This window comes from Cystobacter fuscus (genome assembly GCF_002305875.1).
GTDB lineage: Bacteria > Myxococcota > Myxococcia > Myxococcales > Myxococcaceae > Cystobacter > Cystobacter fuscus_A.
The window spans coordinates 5,323,692-5,337,172 of the sequence record NZ_CP022098.1; the positions used below are offsets into that span (position 1 = coordinate 5,323,692).

At 66.6% G+C, this 13,481-nt stretch carries 1 protein-coding gene (only partly in view); it reads left to right on the forward strand.

Annotated features, from left to right (window positions below; translation table 11 throughout):
* Nucleotides 1-13,481: the 5' portion of an IPT/TIG domain-containing protein gene (locus CYFUS_RS21890; RefSeq protein ID WP_157758580.1), read on the forward strand. The gene runs 15,154 nt beyond the window's last position; only the first 13,481 of its 28,635 coding nucleotides appear in the window; it begins with the start codon at nt 1-3; its stop codon lies beyond the right edge, outside the window.

Below are 13,481 nucleotides of genomic sequence, written 5' to 3' on the forward strand. Positions count from 1 at the left end.
TTGAGGCAGGAAGCCCGGCTCGACCTGCACGTGGTGAAGGACGAGGGGCCGAAGGTCAGGCTGGCCTTGCCGGCTCCGGGCACTCCATTCCGGGAGGGCGAGGACGTCACCATCACCTTCACGGTGTCCGACGATGATGGCGTGGTCGCGGTGGCGGGTCTGTCCGGAGGACAGCCGGATGGCGAGTTGGTTGACAGGAATGATGGGAAGACGTTGGAGCAGCAGCGGCAGCAGCTCCGCGTGGTGCGCGCGCCCAAGCTGGAGCAGCCCGCGACGGTGGGCATCGTCGCCCTGGACACGGGGGGCAACCAGGGAAGTGCCGAGGTGGTCATCAAGGTCCTTCCCGACGTGGAGGCCCCCAAGGCCGTCGTCGCGGCGCCCCTGGTGCCGCAGGGGGAGTTCATCTCGGTGAGCCCCGGGGGCTCATTGGGCGTGCGAGTGGACGTGGAGGACGACGTTCGCGTGACGCAGGTGGCGCTCTTCCTGGACCGGACCTGTACCAGCGCCGCCCCCTGCAACATCGCGGACGCGGTGAAGCGCCCGGATGGCAAGGGTCCCCTGTTGTTGTCCGTACAGGGCGAGAAGTTCCAGGAGGTTCGCGTCCCCAATCCAGACGGGCCTGGAGACATCCTCGTCAGCCGCCGGTACGTGGCCACCTTCGGGGGCTCGCTGCAACTGCCGGCCTCGCTCGACAGGACCGTGAAGCACCACTTCCTCGCCCAGGCCTGGGATGCGTCTGACAACGCCACCCCCACGAGCCCGGTCCAGTTCCAGCTCCAGGCACCCGAGGATTCGCCGCCCACGATATCCATGCAGCTGTTCGATGTCCCCAATTCGAACACGTGTGTCATTGGCTCGAAGATCAAGGTGGCGTTGAGTGCCTCGGACGATCACGAGGTGAAGGACATCTCGCTCAAGGTGGGGTCCGGTGCTCCGCGGAGCTGGGAGGTGAAAGACAAGCAGGTGAGCAAGACGGTGGTCGTTGATGTCGCCGAACCCTCGTCTCTTTCGCGCACCCTCACGTTCATCGCGGAGGCCAGGGACAATAACAACGCGAAGCGCACCGCGAGCCTCACCTGCAATCTGGTCGACGACGAGGCCCCGAAGGTTGAATGGGTCTCCGCCCCGACGCAGCTCATCGAGGAGCAACGCTACACCGCGACACTCAAGGTCCAGGATTACGGCGAGCTGAAGTCCGGCTGGCTCGTGTTGTCCTCCAAGCCATTGGAGTTCGTGCCGGGTGTGACCGACTCCTTCTCGATCTCCACCTCCGGCTCCTGGGAGGCCTCGACGTACACGGCGACATTCAGGCAGGGCCAGACACAGGCGCTCACGGTCTCCGCGCGGACGACGATTGATGCGCAAGGGGAGGGGAGGGGCACGGTCTTCTTCACGCCCCAGGTGCCTGCCCCGGCCAAGGCTCTTGATGCTTCTTCCGGCCACCTGTCCCTGGAGGTGCCGCGCACCAGCGGAAGCCTCAAGGTGACCTACCGCTATCGCTTCAAGCCAGGCCAAGAGAATTCAACTGATGCGGCCCTCAAGGCCTTCATCCAAAAGCTGACGCCCCTGCCTGGTGATGCGCCGGGTGGGTGGTACCTGGAGGACTTGAGCCAGCTCGATCCCTCGGCGGCGGTAGATCTTTCCTTTCCCGCGGCGTTCCTCGAAGTGGAGCAGGTGGACGTCGAGTTCCCGTCTGGCACGGGGGGGCATACGCGGCTCCTGGCGGGACTGAGCGTACGCGATCCAGGTCAGCCGGACGCTCAGGTGCGGGTGCTCGCCCTGAACGAGCGCGTGGCGGTTCAGGTGGGTGATTTCCCTCTCGAATCGGGCTCCGCACAGAACAAGTCCTTCAGCACCAGCGCACCCATGGGGTGGGCGGGTTCCCTCTGGCTCACGGGGATCTTCGCGGACGAAAACGCGATCACGCGAGACGAACAGCTCGTTTCGGTCTCGGCGGATCAGAAGCCTCCCGAGGTGGCCGTGAGCTCGCCGCTCGCGGGTTCGAAGGTGGTGGCGGGCATCCCCTTCGACGTCACCGTGAAGCTCGCGGACAACGTGAGCGTGGATCACCTGACGGTGACCGCCTACGTGAATGAACTGGCCGTGGCGACCCGTGAGGTCATTCCCTTCCACGACACCCAGAAGAGCTTCCAGTTCACCCTGCCCGAGGCCTCGGCGACTCCCGCCGTGATCGAGGCGAAGGCGTGGGATCGTTCTGGCAAGGTCACCACCAGCGCCATCTCGCTGAGGCTGCTCGAGGATGGCGCTCCGAGCATCGCGCTGACGTCACTGCGGTCTTCCCTGGAAGACATCACCCGTGCCGAGCTGGCCACGGGATTCGTGCGCCTGCTGCAAGGCAGCAAGGCCACGCTGCGCTTCGATGCCTCGGACGACGTCGGCATCAAGGCCGTGCTCGTGAAGTACAAAAACAGTGTCCTCGTGAATGAAACGTTGACCTCGGCGCCGCGGACGTACTCCGGCAGTGTCGAGTTCACGCCGCCCATCGAACAGGAGGGGACGCCCGGGGAGCTGGATGTGGCGGTGACGGACACGAACAATGTCACGACGACCCAGCTGCTCATCATCGAGTCGCGGCGTCCCTCCGCACCGCTGCTCGCGATCTCCGCCCCCTCGCCTGATGCCTACCTGGTGGAAGGCAGCATCCAGTTGCGCCTGGAGGCCGTGGCCACCGACGACACGCTCGTCGGCAGGATGACCTTCTTCATCAATGACCGCCCGGTGTTGACGGTCCTCGGGAATGAGGCCCGGGGTATCCCAGTCGGTCTGGTGGACGGCGTGCTCTCCGTGTCGGATCCGGCTGTCCGTCAGGCCATGGCGAGACTGAATGCCACGGCCCAGGACGCCTCTCGTTACAAGCTCTTCGGTGGCAAGGTGACGCTGCTTCCGGGCCTGGTCCATGTGGATTCCTCCCCCGAGGGCTCGTTCCTCCAGGTGCGCGCGGTGGCCAGGGATTCGGATGGCAACGAGTCCTCCAGCCTGCACCGCGTGCGGATTCAAGCGGACAACTCCCGGCCCCTGGCAGATGTGCTGCGGCCTGTCATTGGCGAAAACATCATCGAGAACACGCCCGTTCTCATCCAGGTGGACGCCTACGACAACGCCTTCGTGGAGGAGGTGGAGATCCGCGCGGGTGCCACCGCCGTGGAGGCGGAGCATGCGACGCCCTACAGGGTAGGTGGCTTTGATCCGCTGAACGCGGTGGAAGGCTCGGACTTCGCCATCCATGCGCCCGTGGTCTCCCATACCATCCTGGTTCCGAAGCTCGAGGAACTCCATGCGACGGAACAAAGCCCCTACTTCATCACGGTCCGGGCCCGTGATGCGTCTGGCTGGGGCCCGCCCTCCGTGCAGATGATCTACGTGGTGCGGGATCGGGAGCCGGCACTGCGCATCGAGTCACCGAGCAGCGGGGCCACGGCGGTCGCCAATCAACCGCTGGCGGTGCTGCTGTCCGCCGAGGACGATGTCGGTATCAACAGCGTCCAACTCTTCGCCTCCGTGAATGGCGACTCCTGGGACATGACGCTCAACCGGCCTCCGTATCAGTTCCTGCTCGAGAAGGAACGGATGAAGAAGGGCACGTTGAAGCTGTGGGCCAGGGCGGTCGACAGCATTGGCCACCCTGTCTCCAGCCAGGAGGTGTCCGTCACGGTGGGAGACGATGAGAAGCCGAACGTGGCGATCGCGGCGCCGACCGAGGGCACCACGCTCACGGAGGGTCGTGAATTCACGCTGCTCATCAACGCACACGACGACGTGAAGGTGGACTCCGTCCAGGTGAAGGTGGAGGGGGGCGTGAATGGACCGATGAACTTCGTCGGTACACAGTCGCCGTACTCCTTCCAGGTACCGCTGCCCTTCGGCTCGAGTGACAAGAATGCATCGTTGAAGGTCAGCGCGAAGGCACTGGACTCCTCGGGTCAGGCGTCGGCTGTCGCCGAGCGGACGTTCAGCGTGAAGAAGGACACGGAAGCGCCCACCGTGAAGTTCCTGTCGCCCGCCCGGGACTCGGGCGTCGTCGCGGGGCTCCGGCAGACCTTGGAGGTCGAGGCCCTGGACAACATCGGGGTGGCTGCTGTCCACATCACCCTGCCAGAGACAATCACCACGCCGGACGGCTCGAAGCCGCGGGTGGAGACCCTGGCAACTCCGCCGTTCCGCATGTCCTATACCGTGCCCGCGGACAAGGCCGGGAAGCTCCTCACCTTCACGGCCGAGGCGGTCGACCTCAGCGGAAACAAGAGCGCGCCGGCTGTCGTCTCGGTCCATGCGGTCAAGGATGAGTCGCCGAGCGTTTCGCTGTCCCTTTCCTCCAAGAGCGATACCCTGGTGACGGGGATCGCGGACGATCTGTTCGCCGTGGCCACCGACGACGTGGCCGTGACCCACGTCACCTTCCTCGCCGGAGTGAAGGACCAGCCGCTCGAGGAGGTGGGGCGGCGCTTCATCCAGCCGTACTACCACACGTTCATCGCGGACCCATCGATGGAGGGCAAGATCCTGGTCTTCGAGGCCCGGGCGACGGACTCCGCGGGTCATGAGTCGACGTCGTCGCGGCTCGAGGTGCAGGTGGTGGCCGATCAGCCGCCCACCGTGGAATTGCTGCAGCCCACCGCGGGCATGGTGTTCGTCGAGGGCTCGCGGCTGAATCTCGAGGCCAGGGCGTTCGATCCCGAGAACCACATCGAGTCCGTGACCTTCTTCGTGGACGACCGCAAGGTGGCGACGCTCACCGCCCCGGCGGGCATCCCGGGAGCTCCCAACGTCTATGCGGCCAGCTTCGTGCCAGGCGCGAGGGCCACTGGCGGCACGTTGCGCATCAAGGCGGTGGCACGCGACACGGCGCAGCATGAAATCTCCACGCCCGTCCTCGAGCTCCAGACCCAGGACGACAAGGTGAAGCCCCTGGTCCAGCTGGTGGAGCCGCCCGAGCTGGATGTCGTGACCTGGGGTGAGCCGCTCGTCCTGGCCGCTAGCGCGGAGGACAACGCCAGCGTGGGCGCGGTGAGCTTCCGCGTCGGGAACAACCCGGTGGGCACCACCTCGGTCTCGGTTCCCGGCCCCTCCAACCGGCCCCTCTATCGAATGGACTGGCTCGTGGATGGAAGGCCCGGCGACACGCTCCAGTTCAGCGCCTCGGCGCAGGACCTCTCCGGGAATGTGGGAACCACGGAGTCGCCGGTGACGGTGGAAGTGGGCATGCGGCCGGCGTTCGAGCCCTTCATCGCACTCAGCCAGGTGGAGGGGCAGGGGCCCCGCGTGGAGTCGTTGGCGTTCGGGGACAAGGACGTCGTGTTGCTCGGCGGCACGAAGGGGGGCTTGAGGGTCCTGGAGTTCGCGAGACTCGATTCCTCCCAGCGCTCGGGCCTGGTGTCGCTCCACACGCGGCAATATCCCAATGGGGGGGGGGACATCGGCGTGCCGCTCGCGGCCACCTTCCACGAGCCCGCCCTGGCGCTCGTGACGACGCGAGAGCAGCTCATCTTCAACCAGCAGAGCCGTCCGCCCGAGCTGCTCGTGCTGGACGTGAACAACGAGAATGACTCCAAGCTCGTGGGCCGCGTGGAGCTGCCGGGCCATGCGGGCCTGGATGTCGTGGCCAGTGGCAAGCTGGCGCTGGTGGCCACCGGCGACAACGGCGTGGCGATGGTGGATCTGAACTCGCCCAGGTCGCCCCGGTTCCTGTCCGCGGTGCCCGTGAACGGTGGGGCGTGGGGTCTGGCCGTGTCGTCCAACGTGCTGCTCGTGGCGAGTGGCACCGCGGGGCTGTCGCTGCGCGACCTGGATGATCCGCGCATGGGTCAGCTCGGCTATGTGGCGCTGCCGGGGCTGGCCCGCTCGGTGTCCGTGGTGGGCTCGCGCGCCCTCGTCGCCTGTGAGGGCACGAGCGCCATGCTGGCGGTGGTGGACATCCGCAACCCGAGGTCGCCTCGCGTCGTGTCATTGCAGCCGAATGCCCCCGCGCGCAAGGATCTGCGGGCGACGGGTGTGCGGTCGCTGTCGGCGACGAGCAGCCTGGTGGTCGCGACGGCACAGCTCGTCGACCAGGATTCCCAGCCCGTGAAGGGCCTGCTGTCGCTGTCCAGCCGTCAGGGCGATCAGGTGAAGACCTTCGCCCGCGCCAACCTACCCGAGGCGCGAGAAGTCCTGATGGCCAAGGGCCAGGCCGTGGCGCTCTATGGCGACACGGCGCTGGCCTCCTTCAGCCTGCCACGCTTCTCCGTGGTGGACGTATCTCCCGCCGATGGCGCCGAGCAGGTGGCGCTCCGTGGGGATGACGCGACGAAGGGTCCTCCCATCGTCGTGACGATGTCCGGCACTCCGCGCCTGGAGGCCTTCGCGGCCAATGCGGTGGTGCTGCGCATGGGGGATCCCCTGGTGGGTCCCGAGGTGCGGGCCACGCTCTCCGTCGTCGGTTCCACGCTCCGCGTGACGCCCGAGCAGCCGCTGCCCCCGACCACGGAGCTGATCCTCACCTTGAGCAAGGGCGTGTGTGATTCGACGACGCCGGAGCCGGAGTGTCTGCAGACGCCGTTCGTGTCGCGCTTCCGCACGCGCGCGGCCAACTCCGATGTTCCCTTCATCTCCGGGGTAGAGCCGACGACGGGTCCCGTGGATGGTGGCACGACGGTGACGTTGACGGGCCGCCACTTGGATCCCAATGCGCGCGTCTATTTCTCGGGCATCGAGGCCACGCGCGTCACCGTGGGTCCTCCTGATCCTGCTGATCCTTCGCTCAGCAGGCTGATCGCCGTCACACCCGCCCAGGTGGAGGGTCCGGCGCGCGTCACCGTGCTCAATCCCAATGGGCTCCAGGGCTCACTGCTGGGTGGCTTCGTCTATCTGCCCTTGCTGAAGGTGAACTTCGTCGTTCCGCCCACGGGTAGCGAGGGCGGAGGTGACGAGGTGGAGATCTCCGGCGCGGGCTTCGACAAGGACACTCGGGTCTCCTTCGTGTTCGACAACGACGACCATTGGGTGGGCGCTGACGACACGGTGGTGTTGTCCTCGGGTCGGCTGCGGGTGAAGACCCCCCCGGGCCGGTTTGGCCCCGCGCACGTGCTCGTGAGCAACACCGATGGCAGCAAGACCTCGTTGGCCGAGGGCGCGTTCTTCTACTCCAACTTCGGCGTCACGGCCTCGCTGGGACGTTTCGTCCCCAAGGAGGCGGGCGAGGTCCGTCCTCCTGACATCCTGCCTCAGGGACAACCCGGTCAGGTCGTCCTCCAGAAGGTCGATGGGGACGGCGAGGGGAAGAAGTCCAAGACCTTCGCCTGGGTGCTCTCCAATGCGAGCGTCGACACCCAAGCCAAGGACGCGCTGGAGCTGTTGCGCGACAGCGTCCAGGGCGCCGTGTCCATCGTGGACCTCTCGGGGGTGTCCGCGGTTCCGGTAACGCCGCCCACCGTGAAGAATGGTCTGTCGCTGCCCCCTCCCTACGAGCCCCGCGCGCTGGCGGTGCGTGATTCACTCGCCTACGTGGTGGCGGATGGCCCGTCGCTGCCGCATGTCGACGTGGCGGGAGAGGGAAGTCCCTCGCTGTTGGTGATGGATGCCTCCGCGGCGTCACCGCTGCTCGCCTATGCAGTGCCCTTCGAGGGAAGCGCCAGGGACATCGCGCTGGTGGATGATCTGGCCCTGGTCGCCGCGGGCAGTGGCGGCCTGGCCGTGTTCTCCCTGGCGGATCCCAAGCGGCCGCTGTTGCTCGAGCAATTCAAGAACTTCTCCGTGGAGCGGGTGTGGATCACCGGACACCATGCCGTCCTGTCGACCTCGTCCACGGCCACACCTCAGCTCGTGCTGGACCTGACGAAGTGGCCCTTCCCCACGGAAGCCTCCATGACGGCGAGGCTGGGTGACCTCGCCCTTCATGGGGAGCATGGCATCGCCTCGAGGGGCGATGGCCAGACGATCTCCATCGTGGATGCGAATGGGGCCGTGAACCCCAAGCGGGTGGCGTCCATTCCCGCGCTGCTGGCCCAGTCCGAGTTCGTGGCGGCCGCCACGGGCCCTCAAGTCGCGGTCATGGGAGGCACCCAGTCCCTGTCCTCCGCCATCGCGCAGATCAACCTGGCGTCCGCGCCCAGGTCTCCGCTCGCGGTGAGCGCGGTGTCGCTCGCCCCGGCGGACGTGTTGAACGATGTCGCGATCGAGGGAGACCTGGTGGTGGCCGCGGTCGGCCAGTCCAAGCGCCTCTCCACGGATGCGTTGTCCGTCATCCGGTTGCCCTTCCCCGTGGTGGTGGGCAGCGTCCCCATGGCGGATGCGCGGGGTGTCGATCCGGCGGCGGCGCTCAAGATCAAGTTCAGCCGCCCGGTGATCGTCCCGGCCGCGGATGGACAGGGGGATCTGGGCTCGATCCAATTGTTGAAGCTGAACAGCAGCGCCGGTGAGCCGCAGGTCATCACCCTGTCTCCGGCGAAGGGCTCCGTGAGCGACGAGATCTCGGTGACCTTGGACGGCAGACTCCTGGCGTCCGACATGGGCTACCGGCTGGCCGTCAATGGGTTGAAGGCGGCGGTGGAGATACCGGGCGAGCCCACCAAGGCCGGCGCGGTCATGGCGGGTCCGTTCAGCACCGAGTTCAAGACCGCGAAGGATTCCGTGGGCGCGTTCGTCGCCATGAACATCCAGTCGCTGAGCCCGCGCGAGGGTCCATCGTCCGGCGGCACCCGCGTGGTCATCTGCGGTACGGGCATTCCCCAGGATGTCGCGGTCTTCTTCGGCGGTGTTCCGGCTCAGAACGTGCAGGTCGAGAATACCCTGAGCGAGGGTTGTCAGTCCCGGGTGACGGTCAGTACGCCAGGGGGGGAGGGGGCGGCCACGCTGGAACTGCGCAATCCAAAGACGTTGGCGTCGGTCCGGCGCGTGGGCGCGTTCCTCTATCACCAGCAGTTGACGCTGACCGCCATCACTCCCAACCGAGGGCCTTCCACGGGAGGCACGCGCGTGTTGTTGGAGGGCACGGGGTTTGTCTCCACGGGGCAGACGAAGGTCCTCTTTGGGGCTGTTCCCGCGCTCCGGGTGCGAGTCCTGGGCACCAAGGTCATCGAGGCCTTCACGCCCAGCGGCTCACGCGGGGCCGTGGAAGTCACGGTGGTCAACCCGGATGGAGAGACAAGCAAGCTTTCGAAGGAAAAGGGCTTCACGTTCGAGCAGCCGACCAACTCCGCGGTGGCGATGAATGGAGAGATCAATGATCTGCTCGTGATTGGTGATTACGCCTATGTCTTGAGCAACGGATCCTTGCGGGTGCTCGACCTGTCGGGGTTCTACAGGAAGGGGAGCTTCGAGGGCACGCCCATCCCCCCTGAGCTGCGCGACGAGCTGGTCGATGAGGATCGCGATGGCCAGGATGATCGCCTGGTGGGTCAGGTGGGAATTCCGGGGCGGAGCTTCGCCCTGGCCTACTCGACCGAGAACTCGGATCGCCTCTACGTGGGCACCGGAACCTTGGACTCCAAGACCAACCGGTACACCGGCTCGAACATCGTGGAGGTGGACATCGGAGATCCCTCCGCGCCGAAGATCTCTCGCTCGACGGTGGCGGGAAAGCCCGGGGCCATGTTCGCCCTGGACGTGCGGGGCGACAGGTTGCTGGGCGCCACAGGCGAAGCGGGACTGAGCAGCTTCGACGTCTCTCATGCGCCGTTCCCGACCCACGTGCTGAAGACCGGGAAGGCCGCCCATGCCCTCGCGGTGCAGGACGCGCTGGCCGTCATGGGCACGAGCCACTGGGCCCTGGGCGATGTCTTCTCGGAGGGCGAGTTGCACTCCGTATCGGTGGAGGGGGCGCCGAGGCTCAAGCACATGGTGCCGATGGACGTGCAGCAGGTGCGCCTGCGCGATCATGTGGCCTATGTGGCGGCCGGTGCGAAGGGTCTGGCCATCGTCAAGGTGGGCCCCTCGCCGGACTACGCGCTGAATGACCCTCTGTTCGTGCCACTGGGAAAGGAGAATTCGTTCTTCGCCTCGGACGTGCGTCTGGCGGGAGATCTCGCCTACGTGGCGGCGGGAGCCGCGGGTGTGGTCGTGGTGGACATCTCCGACATAGACCATCCGAAGGTGCTCCATTCCGTCCGGGGCGTTCGCGGAGGAGACGCGCGGCGCGTGGCGCTCGCGGGAAGTCGCCTGGTGACGGGTCGCCGCGGCAGCACGGGGCTGTGGTCCCTGGAGTTCGGTCCGCCCGCGGAGCTGACCGTGGTGTCCACCAGTGTCGCGCCCGGCGAGTACGTCCCGTTGGATCTGCCGGAGGTGGCGGTGTCGCTCTCCACCACGGTGACGCCCGAGAGCGCGAAGGCGGCCTTCACGCTCACCTATGACCAGGGGGCCCTGAAGGACCAGACGCTGGATTGTGGTTTCCTCGATGTGGGGACCGCGCAGGCGCCGGTCAGTACGCTCGTCTTCAGGCGCCGTCAGAACAACGACGGCCAGACGCCCTGTGGCCCCTTGCCGGCCAATGCCACATTCAAGCTCAAGCTGAGCACCGCGCTCACCACGCCCGACAAGAAGCCGCTGCTCGGGTCCTTGGACCTCACCTTCCACTCGGTGAAGGCCGTGGGCAGGCGGCCCGTGTTCTCACGGATGGCGCCTCGCGTGGGCCCCACGAACGCGGAGACCCAGTCCACGCTGATCGGCAATTTCTTCGACGCGGACGTGCAGGTGTGGGTGGGGGGCAGGAGGGCCGAGGTCCGTGCCGACGTGGGCCACGAGACGCAGATCCTCCATGTGACGGTGCCCAGCAACGGCGAAGCCGGACTGGCGGACGTGGTGGTCCTCAATCCAGCCTCGGGCCTGTCGGTGCGCCGGGTGGGCGGCTTCTTCTTCACCGAACCCATGCTGGTCAGCTCGGGCTCGCCGCGCTTCTTCAATCCGAAGGGCGGCACCACCCTCACCATCGAGGGGAAGGGATTCCTACCGTCCTGGGCGCTGACGGGCGGCGACTTGGAGGTCGAGGTCGGAGGCCGCAAGGCCACCGCGGTGAGCGTGGTGTCTCCCTGGGTGCTGTCGGCCCGGCTGCCGACGGGCTCGTTCGGCGACAAGGTCGTGACGGTGAGGAAGCCGACGGGATCGGGCTCCTTCGAGAACACGAATGTGCCGGGCACGTTCGGCTATGGCCTGAACTTCCCCGGCTTCGACGATGACGCGCACGCGCCGCCCAAGGCGGAGTCGGTGCTGACCGTGTTCCCCACGGCGCTCGCGGCGGATCCGAACTTGGATGGTTTCATCTACTCGTCCGCGGGAAGCGTGGCGGGCGGCAACAGGATCGAGGACAGACCCTACACGGGCCGCTACACCGGCCAGGGGACCTACTGGGACTCCAACCGCGTGGCGAGCTATGACGTGACGAAGGTCATGGGCGACCGTGGGGCGGGAGCCTCTTCGGTCTCTCCGCTTGATTGGCAGGTGGATGAGCTCAACGCGGTGTTGCTTGGCTACTTGCCGAGTGGCACGCCTGTTCCCGATGTGGAGGTCGCTCCAGACTCCTTGGACGTCGCCATCCAGCAGACCGCGACGACCTCGAACCTGCTCGTGGCCAACGGCTCCAGCGGTCTGTCCATCATCGATGTCTCGACGCCGTATGACGCCGGTTCCGGTCCGCACAAGTTGAAGGCGCGGGCCCGGGCGCAGTTTGGCGCTTTCGGCACTCCGGAGTACGCCACGCGCGTGGTTCCCACGCCGATGGGCAGCTGGGTGCTCTTCAGCAAGATGGAGCACAATCCGCCGCCCAACTCCCCGTGTCTGACGACCCATCCCGCGGCGAGCGCTGGCGGCGCGGTGCGCTTCATCGATACGCGCAACCCGGATGATCCCTTCCTCGTCAGCGAACTGGGTGGCGGCTCCTCGTTCGATCCGTTCGGCATGGCGCTCGAGGGAGACCGTCTGTTCGTGGCCAGTGGTGGTCACGAGGGCCTCTACTACTGCCCCACGAGGCTGCTCCCGCCGCCTCCCGAGTTCTCCGTCCATGGCGGCCAGCGGGTCACCTATCACACGAATGGTGAAAGCCCCTCGGGTGCACTGGATATCTTCGAGAACTCCGCGGAAGGCATGAGACATGCCGCGCATCTGGAGTTCCCATACAACCTCACCGACGTGGTGGTGGTGCGCAGGACGGTCGCGGATCCGACGAAGCAGGGCGGTTTCAAGCAGCAGAAGACCGCCATCGTCGCCGCGGCCGAGAAGGGTCTGCTCTTCCTCGAGGTGGGCGAGGGCGAGACGGCGCGTGAGCTGAAGCGTATCGCCTTCGATGAGAAGCTCTCCAACACCCCTGGTCAGCCGCGGCGCCTGCGCCTGCTCGGCGACATGCTCTTCGTGGCGTCCAACGAGGGTGGTGTGGTGCTGGTGGATGTGTCCGATCCTCGCGAGCCCGTGCTCGTCAGCGGCGGCAACACGGAGCCGGCCGTGGACGTGCTCGTCCATCGCGACCAGCTGCTCCTGGCCAGCGAGACGCATGTGGATGAGCTGTATGTTCAGAACACCCTGGCGTTGGGGATGGAGCCCGCTCGCGACTCGGTGATCTCCCCCCTCACCAGCTCCCTGGTGGTGAGCTTCACGCAGCCCATCCAGGCCGCCTCCGACTACGAGGCGCGCGGGCTGGTCCAGTTGATGGATCTGACGCATGGCGAGCTCGTGGGAGGCATCGAGCCGACCGTGTCGGACAGCACGGCCAACGGCAAGAAGCGCTTCACGCTCACCGTGAAGACGGAGGGCAAGCTCCTCCCCAATACGCATTACGAACTGTGGCTGAGCAAGGAGCTGCCGAATGCCAATGGCGGCCAGCTGTGGTTGCCTTTCAACGGCCGCTTCCAGACAGGCCCCGAGGGCAGCCAGGCTCCCGTCATCTCCTCCGTCTCGCCGGTGACGCTGTCCACCGCGGGCAACCAGACGCTCACGATCAAGGGCTCTGGCTTCACGGACAAGACCGAGGTGCGTATTGGCAGGAGCCTGGTGACCCAGGTGACGGCCAGCTCGGATGGCAGCACGCTCACGGTGGTGACTCCTTCCGCGAAGGAGGCGGGTCCCGTCGACATCCTGGTGGTGAACGCCGGAGTGCTCCAGGACGAGATGCCCTCGGGCGTGTTCTATCTCGACGATCTCACGGCCTCGGGCGTGACGCTGTGGCCGGATCATGGACCGGTGGAAGGGGGCAACGTGGTGACCCTCAAGCTGCCCGTGTCCGCCCTGAGTCCCGAGACCAGGGTCTCGGTGGGAGGCATCGCGCTGCCGCGGACGGATGTGGACATCGTGAGCCTGTCCACCTTGAAGTTCACCGCGCCCAGGATGATGCGGTCCGGGGTGGTGGACGTGACGATCACCCGCGGCGAGGAGGAGACGCCGCTGCGGGTGGCCACCTATTCGTACGACCTGCCGGTGGGTAGCACCATCAACCTGCCGGGCTTCCCGCCCCGGGTGGCGTCCGAGCTGAAGCTGGTGGAGGACACGCTCTACGTGGGCGTGGC